We start from the raw sequence: 20,855 nt of genomic DNA, 5'->3' as shown, positions 1-20,855 counted from the left end.
CAACGGCATCGCCGCGGCCCAGGCGGCCGGGGCCAGCCATCGGCGCGGCGACCGCTCGCGGACCACCGCGAGCGCGAGCGCGGCCAGGCCGGTGCCGGTCAGCGCGACCGCGAAGCTGAGCAGCGGCGCGCCGCCGAGACTCGCGATCGGCAGCAGCAAGCTGTCGGGCTGGCCAAACGCGAGCCGGCCCCAGGGGAAGCCGCCGAACGGGACGCTCGCGCGCAACCACTCGGTGAGGGACCAGGCGCAGGCCAGCCACAGCGGCGCCCAGGGCAGCCGCGCCAGCAGCACCGCGAGCACACCGAACAGGCCGAAGAACAGCGCCTCGACGGTGGCCAGGGCGAGCCAGGGCGCCGGGCCCACGTACTCCCCCACCCACGGCAGCAGCGGGACCAGGAAGCCGAGGCCCGCGAGGAACCCGTACCCGAAGCCGCGGCGCGGCCGCAGCGGCGCGCGGGTGAGCACCAGCACCAGCAGCGCCACCCCCACCGGCGCGAGGAACCAGGTCGGACGCGGCGGGAAGCTCGCGAACAGCAACAGGCCCGCGACCACCGCGGCCAGGCTGTCGCGCAGGGTCGGCGCCAGCCGCCGCAGCCGGCCGGGCGCCGGGCTCGACTGGACCGCCGGCCCGGCGTCGGTGGACGTGTCAGCGCTCATAGACGGTGACGCCGCGGTGCACGGTCTTGCGGCAGACGGGACTCGGGCTGTCCGGCTCGAGGTGCGGCAGGGCGGGCACCCGGGAGCGGGGATCCGTGGACCAGCGCTGCACGGAGTCCTTGGCGGCGCTGACCACCAGCTCGCCCGCCTCCCAGATCACGTACGAGGCGGGGGCCCCGGGGACCAGGGTGCCGGCCAGCCCGTCCCGGACGCCGCCGGCGCGCCACGCACCACGGGTGGCGGCGGAGTAGGCCGCCCGCGGGGACAGGCCGTGTCCCTCGGTGCGGTGGTTGACCGCGGCCCGCAGCATCGCCCACGGGTCGAGCGGGGTGACGGGGGCGTCCGAGCCGAGGGCCAGGGAGACACCCGCGGCGGCCATCGCGGCGAACGGGTTGAGGGTGCGGGCGCGCTCGGCGCCGAGCGCCCGGCTGTACATGCCGTCGGCGCCGCCCCACTGCGCGTCGAATGCCGGTTGGACGCTGGCGATCACGCCGAGCCGGCCCAGCGCGGCGGCCTGCTCCGGGGTGATCATCTCCAGGTGTTCGAGGCGGTGGCCCCGGGCCGCGACGGCGGGGGCGCCGAGTTCGTCGGCGACCCGCTCGAACGCCGCCACCACCGCGGCGACCGCGGCGTCGCCGATGACGTGGAAGCCGGCCTGGATCCCGGCCTGGGTGCAGGCGCTCAGGTGCGCGGCGATCGCGTCGACGTCGAGGTGGCAGGTGCCGGTGTGCGGGCGGTCCACGTAGGGCGCGCACAGCCACGCGGTCCGCGAGCCGATCGCGCCGTCGACGAACAGGTCGCCGCCGAGGCCGTGCGCGCCGGTCCGGGCGAGCAGCGCGGTGGCCTCCTCGGCGCTGGCGACGGCCTCGCCCCAGTAGGCGCGGACCTCCACGCCGTGCGGGTGCGCCAGCAGTTCGGTCAGGTCGTCGAGGCCGGCGATGTCGGGGCCGGCGCACTCGTGCACGGCGACGACGCCGTGCGCGGCGGCCAGGTCGAGGGCGGCGGTGCGGGCGGCGGCGCGCTGCTCGGGGGTGAGCAGCGACCGGGCGGCTGTCCGGGCCAGGTGGTGGTCGTCGCCGGTCACCGGTGCCTGAGCGTCGTCCACGCCGGCGGCGCGGCGCAGCGCGGTGGAGCAGGCGGCCGAGTGCGCGTCGACCCGGGCCAGGTAGACCAGGCGTCCGGGGGCGGCGGCGTCGAGTTCGGTGGTGGTCGGCGCGGCCGCGTCGGACTCGGTCCAGCGGGTCTCGTCCCAGCCCTGGCCCCAGATCACGGCGTCGTCGTGGGCTGCGGCGTACGCGCGCACCAGTTCGAGGCATTCGTCGCGCGACGCCGCGGCGGCCAGGTCGAGGCCGGTCAGGGCCAGTCCCAGGGCGGTGGTGTGGACGTGCGTGTCGACGAATCCGGGGGTGACGAACGCCCCGTCCAGGTCGAGGACCTCGGCGTCGGGGTGTAGCGCGCGGCCCGGCCGGTCCTCACCGACCCAGACCACGATGCCGTCGGTGACGGCCATCGAGGTGGCGTCCGGGGCGGCCGGGCTGTAGATGCGTCCGTTGACCAGAAGTTGGGTGCTCACGGAGCCTTAGTCTGCCCGCCCGAGCCGTCCTGGTCGCGCCCCGGGTACCGCCCGTCGGAATCCGGCAGGACGATCTCGCCCTCGATGGCGAGTGGATCCCCCGACCGCCGGCCGACGTCGGCGCCGGGCCAGTACCGGAGATCCTCGCCGTCCACGGTGGTGTCGACGATCGTGTCCTCGACGACCACCCCGTCCACGACGGTGCGACGTCGGGTGTGGGCGTACACCCCGGCCCCGGCCTGACCGGCCGCGGTGGCCMTCGCGACGCGGCGGCCACCGACCAGCAGCACCACCGGCCGCAGCACCCGGCGGGTGAGCGGCATCAACAGCAGCAACCCCAGCGCCGAGGTGACGAGCCCGGGGATGACCAGCAACACGGTGCCGGCCGCGACGAGGGCGCCGTCCGCCACCGCGCCTCCGGCCGAGGCGGTCCCCGCGCCGGCGCGCCGGAACTGCTCGAACACGCGCTTGGCCTGGGAACGGACCAGCCACAGGCCGACCACCCAGCCGAGCAGGAAGAGCAGCACGGTCCACAGCACTCCGATGGTGCTGCCGACCCAGATCACGGCCGCCACCTCGACGGCGAGATAGAGCACGAGCAGCGCCGGGATCATGGCGTGGTCCTTTCGGTAGACGGTTCTGTCAGTCCAACGCGTGAGTGTCCGAATTTTCTCCCGAACACTAACCCTCAAGTTGACATTGAGACATTCTGCGTGGTGCAGTGCACCTGGGCCGAGTTCCGGGACGACATTCCGAGATCGGCCGGTCGGGGCAGTCGTTCGTCACGTTCACCGCACCACAACGTCAGGAGTCACCATGCACCGGATCCTCCGCCGGATCGCCACCCTCACGGTCTCCGCTGCCGCCGCCACCCTCGTGTTCACCGGTACCGCGACGGCCGCACCGGCACYCGCGCCGGGCTCGGACCTTGCCGGGCTGCTGACCCAGGCCGGCGCGCAGTCCCCCGAGGCGCTGGCCGCGCTGCAGGGCATCCTCGGCGCGGCCGGGTTCCTGCCGGGACTGCCCCCGCTTCCGGAGTTCGGGGCCACCAAGACGCAGAACTTCTTCTACCCGGCGCCCACGCTGGGGTGCGGCGTCGCGGGCAACCCGCTGACCGTCACCGTCGCGACCGCGCAGGCGGGCCCGAACTTCCCGATCCCGCCGTGGATCGAGCGCGGCGACCTGCGCTTCCAGGCGCTGCCGGGGGTCCTCGGCGTCCCGAAGACCTCGGGGCTCTCCGTTGCCTGGTTCAACGTCAACACCCTCAAGGGCGGTTTCGAGCCGCTCGACGACGCGCTGATGACGATTCCGACCATGTCCAAGACCGTCGCGACCGGCGAGGGCCAGGTCTTCGCGGCGCTCTTCGGCTCCGTCGACTACCTGGACGGGACCAACTGCATGGCGCTGCCGACCGTGGGCAGCTTCACCGCCTGACACCGGCGAGGGGGCCTACGAGCCGGGCGTGACCAGCCCGGTCTCGTAGGCCAGCACCACGGCCTGCACCCGGTCTCGCAACCCCAGCTTGGTGAGCATCCGGCTGACGTGGGTCTTGACCGTCGCCTCCGAGAGGTGCAGGCCCCGAGCGATTTCCGCATTGGACAGCCCGGCCGCGACGTGCTCGAGCACCTCGTGTTCGCGCTCGGTGAGCACGTCGAGGACCTCCGGGGCACGCTTCGGCGCCGGGTCGTCGCCGATCATCCGGGAGAGCAGTCGCCGGGTCACCTTGGGTGAGACCACCGCGTCGCCGGCCGCCACGCTCCGAATTGCCGAGATCAGGTCCTCGGGCGGGGTGTCCTTGAGCAGGAACCCGCTCGCCCCGGCCCGCAGCGCGCCGAGCGCGTGCTCGTCGAGGTCGAAGGTCGTCATCACCAGAACCCGGCTGGGGCAGTCGGATTCGAGGATCTGCTCGGTGGCGGCGATCCCGTCGACCACGGGCATCCGCACGTCCATCAGCACCACGTCGGGTTCGAGCCGGATTGCCGCGGCCACCGCGGCGGCGCCGTCGCCGGCCTCCCCCACCACCGTGATGTCGTCCTGTGCGTCGAGCACCATGGTCAGGCCCACACGCATGAGCTCCTGGTCGTCGACAAGCAACACGGTGATCGGCACGCGAATACACTAGCCCGCCCGGAATTCCCGATGCCTTGGCTAGGGAACGCGGAATGTGCCGATCCCCGGGGTGATCAGTACCTGGGATCCGCCGGGGTCGACGAAGTCGGCGGCCGCGGCGATCGTGCCGCTGCCGGTGACCGCGGTCGCGGGTGTGTAGTGGCACCAGGCGCCTGGCGTGTAGGGGCGGCTGTAATCGGGCGGCACTGGTCGAAGCAGGGCGGTGCCGGCAGCGCCGGTGGTCAGGTTCAGCCAGTTCACCCACACGTCGAGACAGTACGGAGGCTTCGCCCCGAAGGTCACCGCGCCGGATGTGCCGGTCGTTGCCGACAGCGTGACCGTCGACAGTTGCGGCTGGCACACCCAGACCGCGAGCGTGCACCACGTGACGTGCCTGATCGGGACTTGGAACTCGGTGGTCGTCGCCGGTGGCGGGTCGGCGGTCGCCGGGGCGGACGAGCCGAGTGCGAGGGCCAGGGCGGCTGCAGATGTGATCGCCCCGGCGACGACCGGACGAGGAATCGATACGCGGCGCATGACGTGACCTCCGGTGTGGAACCCGTCCCAACCTGCTGAGGTGTCAGCGTATCCCCGCCTCCCTCTCCCCTTCTTCGGTTTCACCGGCCGGTTCTTCGGCTGCTCAGGGCACCGGGACGATCCCGACGCCCGGGGTGACCAGGATCCGGTATTCCCAGGGTCCGGCCACGCCGATGTCGGCGCTTGCGGCGATCGTGCCGCTGCCGGTGACCGCCGTCGCGGGGGTGTACCGGCACCAATCGTCCGGCGTGTAGGGGCGGCTGTAGTCGTACGGAACTGGTCGGAGCGCGGTGGTACCGGCGGCGCCGGTGGTCAGGTTCAGCCAGTGCACCGTCACTTCGAGGCAACCGCTCAATCCCGTCCAGGTCCGCGTCGGAGGCTTCGCCGCGAATGTCACCTCGCCAGGTGCGCCGGTGGTTGCCGTCGGGGTGACGGTCGTGAGCGGCGGCACGCTGATACATACGAGGATGCCGGGGATACATCCCGCGATGTGTCGCACCGGAACTTGGAACTCGGTGGTCGCCGCAGGCGGCGGGTCGGCAGTCGCCGGGGCGGACGAACCGAGCACGAGGGCCACCGCGGCTGCAGATGTGATCACCCCGGCAACGACCGAACGAGGAATCGATACGCGGCGCATGGCGTGACCTCCGGTGTGGAACCCGTCCCGACCTGCTCAGGTGTCAGCCTATCCCCGCCTCGGTCTCCCCTTCTTCGGTTTCGCCGGGCCGGGACTTTCGCTCGAGGATCTCGTCTGCCTTCACGCGCAGCGCAGCCTCGGCTGCGCGCGCCTCGTGGGCGTCGAGGCGGGCGCGTTCGAGCTCGTCCCTGAGCGTGTCGGACCGTTCGCGGGCGGCGGTCGCAGCGGCGCGTTCGTGGTCGACGGACTTCTCGAGCCGCGCGATGGTGGCCGCCGCGCTCGTGTCTGCATGCTCGGCCGCGGCGCGCAGATCGGCGATGCGCTGGTCGGCAGCGACGGCGACTTGGGTGAGGCGYTGCTCGGCCGCCGCGCCGGCCTGCTCGGCGCGCTGCTCGGAGGCGGCAGCGGTCTGCTCGGCGGCCGCGGCCCGTCGCTCGGCCGCGTCCGCGCGGGCCTGCGCGTCGCGGAGCCTGTCGCGCAGGCCGTCGAGGTCCGATTCGGTTGCGGCCAGTCGGGTGTCGCGGTCGGCCTCGGCGGCCGCGACCTGCTGGGCTACTTCGCTCAGCTGCTCGGCGTGCGCCTCCTCGAGTTCCCGGAGCCCGGCCTCGTGGTCCGCGGACAGTCGCTCGAGCTCGAGCCGGTGGTCGGAGACCGCGGCGGCAAGTTCGGTGTCGACCGCGTCGACCGCGGCCTCGGCGTTGGCCCGGTCCTCGACCGCGGCCTCGTGTCGCGCCCGCAGTTCCGCGAGGTCYGCCTCGTACTTCGCCTTCGTCTGTGCCAGTTCGACGGTCGCGCGGTGCAGTGCCACGTCGAGCGTGTCCGGGTCGCTGAGCTTGTCGACGGCAGCGGTGATCTGCCGGGCGAACACGTTGAACTGCTCGATCGAGGTGGTGGTGACGGTTCGGAGGTCCTCGAGTGTCCGTTCGAGGACCCCGACCGCCTCGCTCGGCGTGGCGGTCGGGAGCGCGTCGAGTTCTCCCTGCTGCTCGCGGGCCTTCCGGCGGGACCTGAAGGCCCGGACACGATCCGCGTCGCTGGCGTACTGGCGGGGCCGGCCCGGTCGTGCCTTCGGTTCCTCGGTGGCGCCGGCGTCCTTCGCGTCCTCGGTGTTCACGTGCACTCCCCTGTTTCTCGCTGGATTGTCCATTTAGTTACGTTACGTTACATGTTACGTTACAGCTACGGTAATGAAACGATGATTCTTGATCGTCATAATCCCCACTTATCGTGAGTTACTGTCCCGGCCTTCGGATCCGGCGCCATCGACCCGATCGCCCGCACCCGGACCCGTCCCCACCCCCGGCAAAAACTGTGCACCTGCCGACTGCCCCGTCGACAGGAGTCGGGCCCGCCGTAGTTCGCTCACCGATTCTCGGAACYGAGCCACACGGTGACTGGGTGATACAGATCCGCCGTCAGACGCGCCGGCCGAAMCTGGAACCGGATCAGATCCCCGGCGCCCCGATCAGCGCTGCGACTCCGTTGTCGGCACTCCCTCGGCACGGGCCCTCTCTGCTCATTCGACACCGACGCGGCGCCTGTCGATCCGAGATGTTGGTGGCCGACAAGGAATCCCGGCATCCCGCTGCACACGACCGATCCGCTCGCCTACCGTGGCTGTCATGCGGGGTAGGAGCAGATACGTCACTGTGACGGCAGTATTCGCGACCATGTCGGCCGTGGTCGCCGGATGCGGGGTGCCTCAACAGCCGGAGGATCCGCGACCGGCCACGCCGGTCGCCGGCCCGTCGAGCGGAGCATGGCTCGAGGTCACCGAAGCCTGGCCCGAGAGGGTCACCCTTCCGCCCGAAGCGAGCCCCGAATGCACCCGCTACGGCGGCCCTCACACCGTTGCCGCGCGCGGTTTCGCTGCGAAGACCAGCGATTTCGCGGACTACGACGCCGGTGGTGACAACCCCGGACGAGATTTCGACGTCCAAGTCCATGTCCCCGACGTCTCCTCGTCCCCCGATGGCTCGCCCTCCGCGCCGTCCGTGACCATCGTCTTCTCGGACAAGCAGGGCCGCCACTTCCGCATGGGCGCGGAGGACGGCCAGGGCGCGACGATCACCGCCGACGACCACGACCCCGCGGTCACGTTCGAGGTGACCGGCGACGCGAACAGCATCGATGCCGACCCGGTCCCGATACGCGCCGCGGGTCGGATCCACTGCGAGTCGTTCGTCGACAAGTAGTGAAAGTCCAGCGCCGACCGATGCGTTGGCGTGCCCGACCTGTAGCCGCCGGACGACGGCAATCGGGTCTTGTGCGATCAGTCACAGGACCGATTCAGTTGTGAGTCGACGCAGCGGGAAGGCCGCCGGTGCGTGTAGGCGAGACTGTCTCAGCCGCACGGGTTACGGGATGCGGCGTGGGAGTGTAGGCGGACGATGAACAGTGCCAAAGGGGGTTGCGTCACCGCAGGCGCACTGCTGGTTTCGCTCCTGGTTGCGTGCTCGGCGGCCCCCACCGGCAGCAGTGAACCGCAGTCGGAGGCAGCGGTGTTCCGAGTGAACCGCGGGGCCGGCCCACGCGAGCTTCCGCCGCTCCCGAAATCGCCGACGGGAACTCCAGCCGGCGCCGAGGTCACACTGGACGGGCTGTGGGCCGGCTACGCGTCCACGACCGATACGACCAGGGTCGGGTGTTCCGTCGACCCGACGGACGGAAGGCGGCACTACACCGCCACCTCGCAGGCGATGGACGATTTCCGCGGATCCGAGAACTATCCCCGCGAGGACTACTACACGGTCGTAGTCTCCGTCGGAGACAAGGACTCGCACGGTGACGACGAGGAGGGACCCGCCGTCGTGTCGGTGACCATCATGTTTGCCGATGAAACAGGCACTCTCGTCCAGATGTTCAACCCGGACAGCGACAGCGTCGCGGTGCGGTCGAGCGACGACGGCCGAGTCGTCGACTTCGCGATGATCAACGCCGCCCCGGGCAACCGCGACTCGGGTTCACCGACCACTGCCGTAGGAACCATCAGCTGCCCGCAATAGACCGAAGTCGAGGACGACAACGTCGTCGTCTCGACAGCGCTGCGCAGCCGGGGAAGTTCCTCACCACCGCCGGCCCCCCTGTCCGCGGCGGCTCGGCGCTGCGTACCCCTGACCCGCGCCCGCACCACCAGCGGCATTGCCGCCCATGTCGGTACTGCGCTCTGCAGGAGTTGCAATCGGTGTGCGTCACCTGAATCCCTCACGGACGCAACCCACTCTGATCGACTCCGCCGGCCGTCCCCTTCGGCGATCGTCAAACAGGCACCAATCCGGAGCTCGGGTGTGGATCGACCCAAGGTCGAACCGGCGGTGAACTCATCGGGACGGTCAAACTGCGGCAGGCTTGTAACGCCGACCGCCGCGCGTCCTATAGACAGACTGTCCATTACCGATTGTTGGGGAGGCAATTCGAAATGAACCGCAAGATGCTCGTCGCAGCGGGCGCACTGGCAGTCGGCATCGGAACCGTCTTGGCACCCCGGCGCAGCGGCACAAGATATCGGCCTACGCGAGTACCCGTGCAGCGACCAATTTCGGGTGCCGTGGGTCCTCGACGCATGGAACGGCACCAACAAGGTGGCGTTCAGCCCCTTCGGAACCGACAACATCCACTGCGTCTCCTTCCACGGAATGACCGTTGCGTACCAGCTCGATCCGGAAGGAAAGAAGCACGCCCTCAACCCGCCGTCGGGGTTGATCGGCGCCTTTGCAGGTCAGCTCTACTTCTGGGATCCAGCAACGTTCTGACAGATCCGGTGGAAGGCCTCTCGCCGCAAGCGGATCCGCCTGCCGTGCTTGCCGGGCGACGCCGGTTCGGCGTCGCCCGCGCCTCGCCCGCGGCGGAACCTCAATGCGCCGGGTAGTGCAGCGAAGCGAGTAGCTGCCCGTGCAGGTTGGCGTTCGAGTACAGGCCGCCGCCCCGATCGCACGCGTGTCCACCGGTTCGATCGGTGAAGCGGCCGCCGGCTTCTTCGACGAGGAGAACCCACGGCGCGTGATCCCACTTGTGGTAGCGCTCGGCCAAGAAGGCATCGATCTCGCCGCGAACGAGTTCGACCAGCGGTAACGGGCTCCCCGGTGCGTGGGCGGCACTCGGTGGGAGTCGGGCTCGGGACTCGCCATCCACGGCATCGAGCAAGGCGGCGGCGAGCGTCGCCGTCGTACTGACCTGGAGGCGGCGCGTCTCGCTCTCCTCGCGTGGCCAGGACGACTCGAAGGAACCGCCGCCCCGGGTTGCCCACCAACAGCGCCGCAGCGCCGGAGAGGTGACGACCGCGACCTGCGTGGTCCCCTGAACCTCCAAGGCAATGTGGATTCGCCAGTTCGGATCACCCTGACTGAAGAACCCGGTGCCATCGATCGGGTCGAGGACCCAGACCCGATCGGACTCACCGAGCTGACCGAGTTCCTCACCGAAGAACGCATCGTCCGGCCGTTCCCCCGACAACGTCTCCCGGAGCAAGCGCTCGACTGCCCGGTCGGCTTCGGTGACCGGTGTGCCGTCGTCCTTCAGCGTTGCCGAAACGCCAGACTCGAAGTGAGCGAGCGCGAGTTCCGCCGCCAAGTCCGAGGTGTCGAACGCGAGTTGGAGGTCGTCAACGCTGCCCATCGCGTGGATACTAGAACGTCCCGTAGGAGGAGCCCGCGCCAGGGCGGTCGTCGATCAGCTTCCAGCGACAACCGCGACCAGGCCGGGAAGGCAGTAGGCCCGCCACCTCAAATCCGAGGGCAGCGCCCCCGGATTCGGACCCAGGACGCCTGTTGCGCCCCAGACCTCGCCGGTGTGGGGGGGCGGCCCACTGCCTGCCGCTGATCCAGACAATAGTCGCATCGCCCGACAGGAACGAATACGGGCGATTGGCGTCGGTCATGTTGGCCGCATGGGGAATACAGGGGGGCCTGATCCGATTGCCGTCGACGTGGAGTCGGGAGGGCAGTCCGATGACGATCGACCGAGTGAAGTGGCGGGTTCGACGCATCCGAAGCCACGGCGCCGGCCATTTCGCGTGGTGCGATGGATCTTCGTCGGCCTGGTCTCGGTAGTCGTTGTTGCCGTTGCGATTTCAGCGGGTGTCCATTGGTGGCGGACGCCTCGCGACAAGGCGGCCATCGAAGATGGCAATCGGCTCCGGCCACCGCCCTCAGTTGCTGCTCACTCAGATCGTCGGGGACTCCCCTGTTGCACACAGCAACACAAGTGCGGCCACACTGGTCGAATGAGCATCACACGGTGTGTCGATCTGTCGGCAGCGCGCTGGCTCGAACAGCGAGACGAGGATTGGTCGCGGCTGGCCGCACGGGGTCCGGACAGTTTCGACAAGTACGCGCGCCTGCGGTTCGTCCCGGACCCGAGCTGTCCGGGGCAGAGCGAAAACGACGCCCACCGCGATCCGGATGCCCTTTCCGACAACGAACAACTCGGTGTCATCCTGGCCGACCTGGCCCGATACACCGGAACACCTGATGATTGCTACATCTGCATCTGGGACGGGTGGCCGAGCTTCGACGGCGACGATCCGACGCCGAAGGTCTCGACCCCGAACCGCGACTACTTTCTCTTCCACGGAGCGCTTACCGACTTCGCCGACTGGGACGCCCAGATCGAGACGCTGCTGCACGACATCGAAGCTCCCACCCCGGCATTCGTGTGGCCGGCTGATCACGCCTGGTGTGTGACGTGCGACGTCGATCCCCACTTCGCGTCGATTGGTGCAAGTCCCGGCGCGATCGATCGGCTCGTGGCCAACCCGTACGTCGATGTTGTCGCAGACGATCCCGACACGGAACCCCCGTACTACCGCTGAGAACTGATCCCGGCCGTTTGGCTCTGCCCGACGTGCCACAGTGGTGTTCATGTCGAACTTCGATCTCAGGGGCGAGGATCGCCTTCTGTGGCGCTTCGCAATTGTCGACGACAAGCCGGATTTCTACGACAGCCCGGCGATGCGACTCGACCCGCCCGGCGCGTGGGTGGATGCCGTCGTGGCGGTCGCCCGCGACCTGCGTTGCCTGCGCTACGGACGTGACGTCCAGCCTGATCGGCTGGTTTGGGACCTGTCCATCGGCGCCACCTACGCAGTCACGATCGGCTGGAATGGAACGGCCGGCATCAGCGGGTTCAGCTTGTGCGACGGCTTGTTGATGGACGCCTCCTTCTGCGAGGCAGCGGTGTGGGTCGCGGACACAGCCCAGACCGAGTTGGCCGGATACGACTTCGTCCAGTGGCCCTCGCGTGGTCGCCAACTGTTGAGACCGCGGCAGGTCCGAGGAACACCCGCCTGGCTCGACCCCCACATCGACAGCGTGATCTCCCAGATCGGCCAACTAGCCAGTGCCGCCTGGTGAACCCGATCGACTACCCCGGTCTCTTGGACGGCCGAACCCGCACCCCTCGACGTTCACCCGTCCTCGGCGAGGGTGATCAGGTCGCGCAGTACTTCGGAGGTGTCGACGGGGTGAAGTTCACCGAGAGGCTTGGCGCGACGCCCGCGTCGACGATGTGCTGCTCGGGGAGCATCGTGGGATCGCCGACGGAGATCCCCGGGCGGAAGGCAATGGTCAACGCCGCGCCGCCGGGCAACGGCTCGCTGGTGCTGATCTGCATGCCCGCGTCCTGTGGGTCCTCGCGAACCCAGCCGCGCCGTTCGAGTCCGAGGATCGCGGCGCGGATGCCGGCGAGTTCGCACTCGCGACCCGCACCGCACTCGAGGCGGCGTGGCTCGAGAAGGCGGCCACTGTCCCGCGCACTCCTCGACGACATCCGTGCCGAGCACCCGTTCCAATATGCGGACGCGAGACTGGGGCAGCTGATGCTGAGGCAACTCGACGAGATTCCTGTCAAGGCGGAATGGTGGGTCCACCGCCGAAGACCCCGGGTGTCACAGCAATGTCACTACAGGCCGCGCATCGCCGCAACCATCAACGGACGAAGCCGGATAGAACCTGCAGGTCGCAACGAACTACGCGAACAGTCACGGACGGTCGAAACCGGGTCCGGCCGACATCCCAAGCTGAATACGCGGGTTCGATTCCCGTCATCGGCTCTTCGGGGTGTTCACCCATCAACGCCCGTTGCGTTCACCAATTGGACCCGCTGCCGGGTTCCCGAGGCCGATTCCCCCTCAACTGGACTTCGCTGGCCCGATTCGGCGGATCTCTGACCCGATTGCGGCGCGATTCGCATCCAGACCCGGCCGAGCGCCGCTCCCGAAACAGCCACGGACGACCGCTTCCGCGATGTGGTCGAGGTCGAGCCGCGGAATCCATGGATTTCGCTACCGGGGCGGGTCCCTATCTGCCGGATTCGGCGCGATTCAGGGACTCCTCGCGTCGCACCGAGACGAAGTGACGCCGCCGGCGAGGTGCGTGCTCTGGTTCCGGCTCACCGAGGAACCGGCCCCAGGGATCGAGGCGCTCACGCTTGGAGTACCAGTCGTGCAGGTTGAGAAGGTTGAGCGCGGCGAGGGTGAATCCGACGAGCAATGTGTACCGGCGAATCCCGAAGCCACGGAAGAAACCGCGGTGCACCGCCAGCCGGTTCTGCTTCAGGTCAGCGAACACACTCTCGATGCCGACCCTGCGGTGATACGACGCCTCCCACGCGAGGGTCCCGTGTTGGAACGGCATCCGCAGATCGGGAAAGTCCGTGTCGTACAAGGTGATGGTGCGGCCACAACCGCATGCCTTTCCCGGCGTGCAGGAGGTCGTCGGCAGGCTCTGCGGCGCACGCATCGAGACAGGGTTGTTCGGGCAGCGGACCCGGGCCGGCTCGACAGCGGGCCCGCGGTAGCGACGTGACCCGTCGAGTCGACGTGGCCCGTGCGGGACGAAGGCGTACGCCTGACGCGCCAGATGACGCCGCTCGAGGCGCTCCCGTTCGTCGTCGGACATATCGGTGTCGATCGGGTCGAGGTCGTACAGACCCTCCGGGAGGCTGTCCGGGTAGAGGACGCCGTCGATCCAGAGGGTGTGCGTGCCCTCATGGGCAGCGGTTCGGCCGCTACCGTACGTTGTTCCCGTCACCGGCTTGCCATGGGCCACAACGGAAAACTGTGTGCGTTCGGGTGGCTGGGGCGTAATGATGTGGGTATGTCACGTCCTTTTGAAGAGCTTGTCGCCGAAGCTGAGTCGGTTTCCGTGGAGGGCTGGGATTTCTCCTGGCTGTGGGGCTATCAGCAGGCGATGAGTCGGCGGCTGGCGATGGTGTCGGCGGCGCTTGATATTCAGACCGGCGGTGGTGAGGTCCTGGCCGGGGCCGCGAAGCTGCCTCCATCGATGGCCGCGACGGAGTCCTGGCCGCCGAACGTGGACAAGGCGACCAGGCTGCTGCACCCGCGCGGGGTGGTGGTCGTCGCTGACCCGGACGAGCCGCCGCTGCCGTTCGCCGATGAGGCATTCGACCTGGTGACCAGCCGGCATCCCGCGACGGTGTGGTGGTCGGAGATCGCGCGAGTGCTGCGACCGGGTGGGACGTACTTCGCCCAGCACGTCGGGCCCGCCAGCGTGTGGGAGCTGGTGGAATACTTCTTGGGGCCGCAGCCCGAGGCGCGCCGGAAGCGGCACCCTGACGACGAGAGCGCGGTGGCGAAGTCCGTCGGCCTGGAGATCATCCATGTACGCACGGAACGGCTGGGGATCGAGTTCTTCGACGTCGGCGCCGTGATCTACTTCCTCCGCAAGGTGATCTGGACGGTGCCCGGTTTCACCGTCGAGAAGTACCGCAGCCGCCTGCGCGAGCTGCACGAGAAGATCGAGGCCGAGGGCCTGTTCATCGCCCGCTCCTCCAGGTCCCTCATCGAGGCGCGCAAACCTGAGCGCGCGTAAGAGCTCGGTGCCCTCATGGGCGGCGGTTCGGCCGGTTGTCCCAGCGGTGGGTGGTCCATGCCCGGCGGATCAGGCTACGCACGGTAATGATCGTGTCGGCGAGGTCGAAGAAAGCATTGATGACGGTGGTGCGGCGTTCGTAGCAGCGGGTGAGCCGGTGGAAGGCGTTCTTCCAGGCATGCGTGCGCTCGACGTGCCACCTCCGGCTTGCCTGGATCGGCGCCCTATCGCCCTTGTGCGCGATGCACCAGTGCAGGTTTCGGGCGGTGAGTTCGGTGCGGGTCTTGTTCGAGTCATAGCCGGCGTCCAGGTGCACGGTGATGTCGTCGGGCAGCGGCCCGAGGTCGTCCAACAGATCCAGGGTCGGTGCGAGCAACGGGGAATCGTGGCGGTTCGCGGCGGCCAGGGCCCTGCCGAGAGGGATTCCGTAACCATCCGTTATACCGAGCGTTTCAAGCCCCGTTTGCCACGATCGACCGGTGAGCGTCCGGCGGCCTCGCCATCCATGGCCAGCCCGTGAATCCACTGGCGCCCTGACGGCTTGACGTGGCCCCACCTAGGGCGACCGGTCGGGGTCACACGACTGAGGGACATGTTCCCCTCCGTCTCGTCCGCCGGCACAGTGCGATCCATCGAGTGAAACTAGCCCGTGTGGCCGAGTTGGGTCGCCCGCGCCCGCAGATAGTTCTGCTCGGGGATGCTCGTGGTTTTGCGGGCGGCGGATCGGTAGAGCGCCGCGGCAGCGTCGAGGTCGCCGGTCAGTTCGAGTAGATGGGCGCGGACCGCGTCGGGGCGGTGCGAACGGGCCAGCCGCGGGTCGCCGTCCAGGGCGCTCAGCAGCCGCAGGCCTGCCTGGGGTCCGTAGACCATCGCCGCTGCCACGGCCCGGTTGAGCGTCACCGCGGGATTGTCGGTCATCGTCTCGAGCAGGGTGTACAGCCCGAGAATCTGCATCCAGTCGGTGGCTTCCGCCGTGGGGGCCTCGGCGTGGAGCGCGGCGATGGCGGCCTGGAGTTGGTAGGGGCCCAGTGCTGTTCGCGACATCGCGTCGGTGACGATGTCGATGCCCTCGTCGATGGCGTCGCGGTTCCACAGTCCGCGGTCCTGCTCGGCCATCGGGATCAGCCGTCCGTCGGCGGTGCTGCGCGCCGGCCGACGGGCGTCGGTGAGCAGCATCAGTGCGAGAAGCCCCGCCACCTCGCCGTTTTCGTGGACGGTGGCGCGGAGCAGTCGTGTGAGGCGGACTGCCTCGGCAGACAGTTCGACGCGATGCAGGTTCGGACCCGAGGAACTGGTGTACCCCTCGTTGAAGATCAGGTACAGCACGTGTAGGACGGCGTCGAGCCGCTCGGCCCTCTCGTGTCCCGGTGGCAGCGCGAAGGCGATGCCGGAACGCTTGATCTGGGCCTTGGCACGGCTGATGCGTTGGCCGACCGTCGATTCCGGTGTGAGCAGGGCCCTGGCGATCTCGGCGGTGGTCAGCCCGCCCACCGCGCGCAGGGTGAGGGCGACCTGTGATGCGCCGCTCAACGCGGGGTGGCAGCACATGATCAGCAGTGTCAACGAGTCGTCCTCGTCGGTCGACGGGCCGACGTCGGCCGGTGGCGCGTGCAGTTCGTCCTCCGGCGTTCGCGTGGCCGAGCTGTCCTCGCGTCGCCTGCGGGCCTGGTCGCTGCGAAGCAGATCGATCATGCGCCTCGACGCGACCCGGATCAGCCAGGGTCGGGGATCGGCGGGCACGCCCTCGTGCGGCCATTGCAGCGCCGCCGCGAGCAGCGCCTCCTGCACGGCGTCCTCGGCTACGTCGAAGTGGCCGTAGCGTCGCACCAACGCGCCGAGCACCTGCGGCGCGAGATCGCGCAGCAGGTGCCCGAAGGTGACATCGTCCATGGTCTTTCAGACCGCGGCGGGGTCGCCTTCCATCACCGGTCGCAGTTCGACGGTGTCGCCGACCGCGTCGACGATGCGGGCGGTGATCGCGAGTGCGCGATCGTGCGTCGCGCACTCGATGATGGAGAAGCTGGCCAGCACCTCCTTGGCCTCGGCGTACGGACCGTCCGAGGCGATCGGCATCCCGTCCACCTTGCGCACGGTCTTGGTCAGGGACGGATCCGCGAGTCCCTGTGTCATGACAAGTTCACCGGAGTCGGTGAGCTCGCGCTCGAGATTCTCGTAGAACTCGCACATGGCCCGGAACTCCGGGCTCGTCACGTCCACCGCGTCCCAGTCCGCCTGATTCGTGTACGCCAACAGCATGTACTTCATCGGATCTCCTCGCTCGATCGGTATCACTGCGCTGTCCTGGTCATCGTCGACGGGTAACCGCCGCCTCCCGGATAGACCTATTCGCCGTCGAGGACGGCGTCGTCCTCATCGAAGGTCCCTCGAAAGTATGCGGGCGAACCCTTCGCTCCGCCCCAAATCGTCAAGGTGTCGCCGTCGAGCTCGTAGACGTAGTCCAGCGTGTTGCCCTGACTGTCATAGAACCGGGACACGACGTCCACGCCCGGTTCCTCGCGGAAGGGGCGGAGGTTCCCGATGAACTCCGTGCCCGTGATCGACTCGCCGAACTGCTCGAGCTCGACCTGCTGGATCAGGAAGTAGCGGCCCTCCATCCAGGCGTAGGTGACGGTTCCCTCGGCTCCTCCCGTGACGCTCCATGTGCCCACGAGCCGGTCGAGGCGCTCGAGCTCCGCGGACGGAGCCGGTACCTGCTGGGTGATCTCTTGCTGGCTCATCATTCTGTCCTTTCGATTTGATCTTCGGAAAGCTCGTCGAGGAATTTCAGGAGAGTTGGCCGCTGGTGGTGCGCAGCAGGTCTGCGGCCACCGCCGAGACCCAGGTCCAGCCCACGACCGCGGCCGCCGCGAGGGCGAGGGAAAATCCGTCGCGACCCATCAGCAGGTCGGGGGCKAGCAGTGCGACGCCCACGACCGCGCTGTACACGCCCCACGCGCGCCGGCCCGCGCGAAAGTACCGTCGTGCCAGCACGATGCACGCGGCGATCAGCGCGAGGAACGCGAACACCGGTGCGATGCTGTGGAGAATGCCGTGCACCGTCGGGTCGGACGTCCCCGCAGTAGTGGGGAAGCCGTCCATCGGGTCGGCCACGAACACCCCGGCCCACACCGAACTGAACCCGAAGAAGCCGATCAGCCTCGGGACCCACGTCCGGCCGATGCCGGCGGTCATCGCCCGCCTCATTCCGACGGCGCCCGCGACGAACAGCACGCCGCTGACGACGAAGTTGGCGATCTGTATCCATCCGCCGGGGCCCAGGCTCAGCAGGCTGAGCGGGTGGCGGGTCAGGTCGAACCCGTCGCGGGTCACCACCCGCGCGGCTGCCACCGCGAGGTAGATCGGGCCGGCGGCTACTCCGCACGTCAGCAGGCGCCGCGTCGTGGTGGTCCGGCCAGCATCGGAATACCTGGCAGTCGTTGTGTGATCGATGGTCGTCATGGCGTGGTCCTCTCGTCGGTAGCCCGTCTTTCACGGCTACCTCGTTGCCGAGTGACGGGCTTCGACACGCGAAGGCGAAGTGACTTTTCGCGGTCGCTACGCCGAGGGAGCAGCAGCGGGGCGGTAGTCGAGGTCGTCGACGAGGTTCGAGTTCGATCAGGTAGCCGGTCGGGTCGGCGTTGCCGTAGACGAGGAGGTCCCCACCGGGCGCCGGTGAAGGTCGCGCTCCCGGACGCTACGGAGGTAATCGTCTCGCCCGGACTGCGCGGGCTAGGTTGGTGATCTCGCCGCATGAGCAGGACGCGGACCACCCTGAGGGGGCAATCATGTGCATAGCCACGACCGCGGTTGAGGAGTTACTGCGCAGGATCGGTGAGGGCGACCCCGAGCGCATCGCCGAGTTGTACGCCGAGCGCGGCGATTGGAAGCTGAACTGGCCGAAGGCCGAGCACGGTCGTACTGCCACGCCCTGGATCCGTCATCGGTCCACCCGGGCCGACGCGGCCGCCCACTATCGCGAACTTGCCGAGCACCACGTGCCGGAACAGGTGGCGACTGAGGTTGAGCGCATCCTCATCGACAGAAACGACGCGGTCGTGGTCGGCGAGATTCGCCAGACCGCTCGGTCCACCGGACGTGCGTATCGCGCGCGGTTCGCTATGCACCTCACCTTCGAAGACGGCTTGGTCACCCAGCACCATATCTACGAGGACAGCCTCGCCGTGGCCCAAGCATTCGACACCGAAGGCCAGTGAAAGCAGGACACCAGCCGGCGGCTCGACCTGCAGTTCCCCTTTTTGCAGGCACCCGCCGCATGTTGGTAGGCACGGGCGATAGTCGAGCCGCCTAGAGGCGAATGCGAAACCTACTGGAAGCAAGGGCGTCGGTGACGCGTTCGATTGTGCGGCGCGCATCGTCGCTCGACGTGTCGAGTACGTACGGCTCGTACTCACCCAGGGACGCGAACTGCGCCCACATCGCGGCAATCGGGTGCTCGTCGACGAGCGCATCGGGCGCCGTGCGAGCCTGAGCGCGCGCGAGAGTGGTGCTGCGGTCGGGCCGGAGTACGACGTAGTGGAGGGCGATATCCGTTGTGTGGCTGCGGAAGTGATCGAGCATCCACGGCCCGACGATACCGTCGAGTACCGCCGTGAATCCGCCTGCCGCGTACGTGAAAGCAGCTCCGGCGATGACGTCCATGACGGTCTGGTTCTGTGTAGCGGATGCTGGCTCGTACGGCGGGATCGCCCCGGCGACAATGTAATGCCAGAAGTCATCGGTATGCAGGTGCACGCCCCGCTCGAAGCTCCGTGCGAGCGCGGCCGCGACGGTGCTCTTCCCCGCTCCCGGCGGGCCGGTCAGAATGATCACGGTTCCGCTCATCCGATGAGCCCCTTAGGGCGCGTCTCCTAATGCTCTGGTCCAGATGGTGATCGCGCCGAGGACTGCGCCGCCGCGGCAGGTCAGGGTAAGTGTGCCGAACCGAGCGGCACGCCCTCGACACGCCGCAACAGCGCGATAACTGTGCAGTTACGTACGCGGGTCGCGGATGTCGTGCCGTATGCAGCCGCCGCCCCGTCGCGTAGAACGCAGGAGATCTCCTGGATTGGTGGCCAGCGGAGACGATTTCGCCGCTCGTGCGGCAGATACTCCTGTGTTTCGGCGCCGATTGGGGCGGGGGCTAGGTGGAGGATCTTCGGGTCCGGTTAGTCTGCGGTCATCATGGATTACGAGCATCAGCCCACGCGCGGTCCCACTGTCTGGATCGGCGCCGGACTGCTGGTCACTGTAGGCGGAGCCGCGCTGCTGTGGGTGACGCGGGCGGACTCGCGTGACCTGGCGCTGGCCGTGGCCGGCTGGATCATGGTGACCGTGGGCTTGACGAGCGCCACCGCTGGCATCTGGCGCGCCATACGTCGCCGGCAGTGACCCGCTCTCGAGGCGGCGCATGATCGGTGGGAACTGGGGTGTATCTCCTAATGCCTTTGACCGGCTAGTGAGGGCTCGGAGGACGGCACCGCCGCGGTAGGTGATGGCGAGCTTGTCGTAGCGGGTGGCGAGGCCTCGCCATTGCTTGAAGGTCGCGAAGTCGCGTTCGACGACGTTGCGGTTCTTGTAGTCGTCGCGGTGGAAGCCTGGCAGTCGGCCACCTTTGCTGCCGCGGCGGATCCCGTGTCCGATCTGGTCAGAGGGCTGCGGGATCACCGCCTCGATGCCGCGCTCGCGCGGATGGCGCGGGACGAGTAGGCCTTGTCCGCGCGAACCCGATCGGGCCTCGTGCGAGGGCGCCCCACCCTGGGACGTGCGAGGGCGCCCCACCCTGGGACGTGCGATCCGCAGATGGTTCATCAAGTGCGGGAACATCGGCGAATCGCCTGCCTGTCCCGGGCTGGTCAGCAACACCAATGGTCGCCCGTGACCGTCGACGAGGGCGTGGATCTTCGTGCTCAATCCACCCCGTGACGGGCCAATCGAATGATCCGCCGGCTCATCGCGCAGATCGTGTAATTCGGTGGATCCCCCTGTGTCCTGAGGCAGATTCGTGGTGTGCTGATGGGCACGATTGATGATGGAGTCAATCGACACCGACCAATCCACCAGACCGCGTTCATCAGCATCGGTGAGCAGGATTGCGAGGATCTCATCCCAGACACCCTCACCGCTGTATCGGCGGTGCCTTTCCAGAGCGTCTGCCACGGACCGAACTCGGACGGAACATCCCGCCACGGAAGGCCGCACCGATACCGGTAGATGATGTCCTCGACCACGCGGCGATCATCACGGAACGGCCGCCCAGCCCGGCCCGCCGAGGAGGGCAGCACCGGCTCGATGAGGGCCCACTAAGAATCGTTCAGAACAGAACGCAACACCCATCAAGCATCCCCGCAACCGGCCCAAGAATTAGAAGACACGCCCTAGGTGTACCCGGCCAGGACGTTGGTAACAGGCGTGTCGGCTTGATGTGAAGAGAACCTCCGGTTGAGGTGTGGCTTGTCGAAGGCCCACTTCCCACCGGAGGTTCTCGTGCCCCACCGTAATGCCCGCACCACATATC

General features: G+C 68.4%; 25 protein-coding genes and 2 pseudogenes. 9 read left to right on the top strand and 18 right to left on the bottom strand.

Annotated features, from left to right (window positions below):
• From AC1DU4_RS23295 to AC1DU4_RS23285, 3 genes and pseudogenes are all read right to left on the bottom strand, one after another.
• Positions 1-657 (bottom strand): annotated as a pseudogene (locus AC1DU4_RS23295) (apolipoprotein N-acyltransferase); the annotation flags it as partial.
• On the bottom strand, positions 647-2,230 hold the full coding sequence (locus AC1DU4_RS23290) for an amidohydrolase (RefSeq protein WP_477843900.1): 1,584 nt from the start codon (positions 2,228-2,230) through the stop codon (positions 647-649). The gene AC1DU4_RS23290 and the pseudogene AC1DU4_RS23295, both read right to left, overlap by 11 nt.
• Complete coding sequence (locus AC1DU4_RS23285; RefSeq protein ID WP_477843898.1) at positions 2,227-2,844, bottom strand: FxsA family protein; 618 nt, start codon at positions 2,842-2,844, stop codon at positions 2,227-2,229. The genes AC1DU4_RS23290 and AC1DU4_RS23285 overlap by 4 nt, the downstream gene beginning before the upstream one ends.
• Positions 2,845-3,046: 202 nt before the next feature.
• Between AC1DU4_RS23285 and AC1DU4_RS23280 the strand changes: the two genes are divergently transcribed.
• Complete coding sequence (locus AC1DU4_RS23280) at positions 3,047-3,664, top strand: hypothetical protein (protein ID WP_477843896.1); 618 nt, start codon at positions 3,047-3,049, stop codon at positions 3,662-3,664.
• A gap of 15 nt (positions 3,665-3,679) precedes the next feature.
• Here the strand turns inward: AC1DU4_RS23280 and AC1DU4_RS23275 are convergent, their stop codons facing one another.
• From AC1DU4_RS23275 to AC1DU4_RS23260, 4 genes are all read right to left on the bottom strand, one after another.
• Complete coding sequence (locus AC1DU4_RS23275; protein ID WP_072844651.1) at positions 3,680-4,339, bottom strand: response regulator; 660 nt, start codon at positions 4,337-4,339, stop codon at positions 3,680-3,682.
• 39 nt (positions 4,340-4,378) lie between these two features.
• A complete protein-coding gene (locus tag AC1DU4_RS23270; RefSeq protein ID WP_477843894.1) occupies positions 4,379-4,876 on the bottom strand; it encodes a hypothetical protein in 498 nt (165 codons plus the stop codon).
• A gap of 103 nt (positions 4,877-4,979) precedes the next feature.
• A complete protein-coding gene (locus tag AC1DU4_RS23265) occupies positions 4,980-5,474 on the bottom strand; it encodes a hypothetical protein (protein ID WP_477843892.1) in 495 nt (164 codons plus the stop codon).
• A gap of 82 nt (positions 5,475-5,556) precedes the next feature.
• Positions 5,557-6,627, bottom strand: coding sequence for a hypothetical protein (locus AC1DU4_RS23260; protein WP_477843890.1), 1,071 nt, complete (start codon positions 6,625-6,627; stop codon positions 5,557-5,559).
• Positions 6,628-7,162: 535 nt separating this feature from the next.
• Here AC1DU4_RS23260 and AC1DU4_RS23255 point away from each other — a divergent pair.
• From AC1DU4_RS23255 to AC1DU4_RS23245, 3 genes are all read left to right on the top strand, one after another.
• Positions 7,163-7,708 carry a hypothetical protein gene (locus tag AC1DU4_RS23255; RefSeq protein ID WP_477843888.1) on the top strand — a complete coding sequence of 182 codons (546 nt, stop codon included), beginning with the start codon at positions 7,163-7,165 and terminating at the stop codon, positions 7,706-7,708.
• 504 nt (positions 7,709-8,212) lie between these two features.
• Positions 8,213-8,518: a hypothetical protein gene (locus tag AC1DU4_RS23250; protein ID WP_477843886.1), complete on the top strand. Its 306-nt coding sequence runs from the start codon at positions 8,213-8,215 to the stop codon at positions 8,516-8,518.
• A gap of 537 nt (positions 8,519-9,055) precedes the next feature.
• Positions 9,056-9,265: a hypothetical protein gene (locus AC1DU4_RS23245; RefSeq protein WP_477843884.1), complete on the top strand. Its 210-nt coding sequence runs from the start codon at positions 9,056-9,058 to the stop codon at positions 9,263-9,265.
• A 100-nt stretch (positions 9,266-9,365) separates the two neighbouring features.
• On the opposite strand, the gene AC1DU4_RS23240 is transcribed toward AC1DU4_RS23245, so the two are convergent.
• On the bottom strand, positions 9,366-10,127 hold the full coding sequence (locus AC1DU4_RS23240) for an inositol monophosphatase family protein (protein WP_477843882.1): 762 nt from the start codon (positions 10,125-10,127) through the stop codon (positions 9,366-9,368).
• Between the two features lie 607 nt (positions 10,128-10,734).
• Here AC1DU4_RS23240 and AC1DU4_RS23235 point away from each other — a divergent pair.
• A complete protein-coding gene (locus AC1DU4_RS23235; protein ID WP_477843880.1) occupies positions 10,735-11,322 on the top strand; it encodes a hypothetical protein in 588 nt (195 codons plus the stop codon).
• A gap of 49 nt (positions 11,323-11,371) precedes the next feature.
• Entirely contained in the window at positions 11,372-11,863 is a 492-nt protein-coding gene (locus AC1DU4_RS23230; protein ID WP_477843878.1) for a hypothetical protein, read from the top strand.
• Between the two features lie 76 nt (positions 11,864-11,939).
• Here the strand turns inward: AC1DU4_RS23230 and AC1DU4_RS23225 are convergent, their stop codons facing one another.
• Together AC1DU4_RS23225 and AC1DU4_RS23220 are read right to left on the bottom strand one after the other, a co-directional pair.
• Positions 11,940-12,278, bottom strand: a complete 339-nt coding sequence (locus AC1DU4_RS23225; protein ID WP_477843876.1) for a hypothetical protein — start codon at positions 12,276-12,278, stop codon at positions 11,940-11,942.
• Between the two features lie 530 nt (positions 12,279-12,808).
• A complete protein-coding gene (locus AC1DU4_RS23220; protein ID WP_477843874.1) occupies positions 12,809-13,540 on the bottom strand; it encodes a hypothetical protein in 732 nt (243 codons plus the stop codon).
• Between the two features lie 66 nt (positions 13,541-13,606).
• Here AC1DU4_RS23220 and AC1DU4_RS23215 point away from each other — a divergent pair, with 66 nt between their 5' ends.
• Positions 13,607-14,341: a class I SAM-dependent methyltransferase gene (locus tag AC1DU4_RS23215; RefSeq protein WP_477843904.1), complete on the top strand. Its 735-nt coding sequence runs from the start codon at positions 13,607-13,609 to the stop codon at positions 14,339-14,341.
• A gap of 13 nt (positions 14,342-14,354) precedes the next feature.
• Here AC1DU4_RS23215 and AC1DU4_RS23210 read toward each other — a convergent pair.
• From AC1DU4_RS23210 to AC1DU4_RS23190, 5 genes and pseudogenes are all read right to left on the bottom strand, one after another.
• Positions 14,355-14,842, bottom strand: a pseudogene (locus tag AC1DU4_RS23210) (transposase); the annotation flags it as partial.
• A gap of 141 nt (positions 14,843-14,983) precedes the next feature.
• Positions 14,984-16,231: an RNA polymerase sigma factor gene (locus AC1DU4_RS23205; protein ID WP_477843872.1), complete on the bottom strand. Its 1,248-nt coding sequence runs from the start codon at positions 16,229-16,231 to the stop codon at positions 14,984-14,986.
• Positions 16,232-16,237: 6 nt separating this feature from the next.
• Positions 16,238-16,606, bottom strand: coding sequence for a YciI family protein (locus AC1DU4_RS23200; RefSeq protein ID WP_477843870.1), 369 nt, complete (start codon positions 16,604-16,606; stop codon positions 16,238-16,240).
• Between the two features lie 77 nt (positions 16,607-16,683).
• On the bottom strand, positions 16,684-17,079 hold the full coding sequence (locus AC1DU4_RS23195) for a hypothetical protein (RefSeq protein WP_477843868.1): 396 nt from the start codon (positions 17,077-17,079) through the stop codon (positions 16,684-16,686).
• Between the two features lie 46 nt (positions 17,080-17,125).
• On the bottom strand, positions 17,126-17,800 hold the full coding sequence (locus AC1DU4_RS23190) for a DUF998 domain-containing protein (protein ID WP_477843866.1): 675 nt from the start codon (positions 17,798-17,800) through the stop codon (positions 17,126-17,128).
• A 326-nt stretch (positions 17,801-18,126) separates the two neighbouring features.
• Between AC1DU4_RS23190 and AC1DU4_RS23185 the strand changes: the two genes are divergently transcribed.
• Positions 18,127-18,555 (top strand): nuclear transport factor 2 family protein, encoded by a 429-nt coding sequence (locus AC1DU4_RS23185; protein ID WP_477843864.1) that lies wholly within the window; start codon positions 18,127-18,129, stop codon positions 18,553-18,555.
• Positions 18,556-18,646: 91 nt separating this feature from the next.
• Here AC1DU4_RS23185 and AC1DU4_RS23180 read toward each other — a convergent pair whose 3' ends face one another.
• Both AC1DU4_RS23180 and AC1DU4_RS23175 read right to left on the bottom strand, forming a co-directional pair.
• Positions 18,647-19,183: an AAA family ATPase gene (locus AC1DU4_RS23180; RefSeq protein ID WP_477843862.1), complete on the bottom strand. Its 537-nt coding sequence runs from the start codon at positions 19,181-19,183 to the stop codon at positions 18,647-18,649.
• Between the two features lie 147 nt (positions 19,184-19,330).
• On the bottom strand, positions 19,331-19,942 hold the full coding sequence (locus AC1DU4_RS23175) for a transposase (protein ID WP_477843902.1): 612 nt from the start codon (positions 19,940-19,942) through the stop codon (positions 19,331-19,333).
• Here AC1DU4_RS23175 and AC1DU4_RS23170 point away from each other — a divergent pair.
• Positions 19,871-20,047 carry a hypothetical protein gene (locus AC1DU4_RS23170; protein WP_477843906.1) on the top strand — a complete coding sequence of 59 codons (177 nt, stop codon included), beginning with the start codon at positions 19,871-19,873 and terminating at the stop codon, positions 20,045-20,047. The two genes, AC1DU4_RS23175 and AC1DU4_RS23170, sit on opposite strands and share 72 nt — an antisense overlap.
• Positions 20,048-20,247: 200 nt before the next feature.
• Here the strand turns inward: AC1DU4_RS23170 and AC1DU4_RS23165 are convergent, their stop codons facing one another.
• Complete coding sequence (locus AC1DU4_RS23165) at positions 20,248-20,622, bottom strand: transposase (protein ID WP_477843860.1); 375 nt, start codon at positions 20,620-20,622, stop codon at positions 20,248-20,250.
• Positions 20,623-20,855: the final 233 nt, after the last annotated feature.

The organism is Rhodococcus sp. P4_F5, from assembly GCF_056401315.1.
The sequence above is the reverse complement of the archived record's forward strand: the minus strand, read 5'-3'. Positions and strand labels throughout refer to the sequence as shown.

Excerpts from the sequence above, each read along its gene's own strand:
- AC1DU4_RS23270 (WP_477843894.1), bottom strand. The coding sequence starts at position 4,876 with ATGCGCCGCGTATCGATTCCTCGTCCGGTCGTCGCCGGGGCGATCACA.
- AC1DU4_RS23250 (WP_477843886.1), top strand. The coding sequence starts at position 8,213 with ATGGACGATTTCCGCGGATCCGAGAACTATCCCCGCGAGGACTACTAC.
- AC1DU4_RS23240 (WP_477843882.1), bottom strand. The coding sequence starts at position 10,127 with ATGGGCAGCGTTGACGACCTCCAACTCGCGTTCGACACCTCGGACTTG.
- AC1DU4_RS23235 (WP_477843880.1), top strand. The coding sequence starts at position 10,735 with ATGAGCATCACACGGTGTGTCGATCTGTCGGCAGCGCGCTGGCTCGAA.
- AC1DU4_RS23230 (WP_477843878.1), top strand. The coding sequence starts at position 11,372 with ATGTCGAACTTCGATCTCAGGGGCGAGGATCGCCTTCTGTGGCGCTTC.
- AC1DU4_RS23225 (WP_477843876.1), bottom strand. The coding sequence starts at position 12,278 with ATGTCGTCGAGGAGTGCGCGGGACAGTGGCCGCCTTCTCGAGCCACGC.
- AC1DU4_RS23215 (WP_477843904.1), top strand. The coding sequence starts at position 13,607 with ATGTCACGTCCTTTTGAAGAGCTTGTCGCCGAAGCTGAGTCGGTTTCC.
- AC1DU4_RS23205 (WP_477843872.1), bottom strand. The coding sequence starts at position 16,231 with ATGGACGATGTCACCTTCGGGCACCTGCTGCGCGATCTCGCGCCGCAG.
- AC1DU4_RS23200 (WP_477843870.1), bottom strand. The coding sequence starts at position 16,606 with ATGAAGTACATGCTGTTGGCGTACACGAATCAGGCGGACTGGGACGCG.
- AC1DU4_RS23195 (WP_477843868.1), bottom strand. The coding sequence starts at position 17,079 with ATGAGCCAGCAAGAGATCACCCAGCAGGTACCGGCTCCGTCCGCGGAG.
- AC1DU4_RS23185 (WP_477843864.1), top strand. The coding sequence starts at position 18,127 with ATGTGCATAGCCACGACCGCGGTTGAGGAGTTACTGCGCAGGATCGGT.
- AC1DU4_RS23180 (WP_477843862.1), bottom strand. The coding sequence starts at position 19,183 with ATGAGCGGAACCGTGATCATTCTGACCGGCCCGCCGGGAGCGGGGAAG.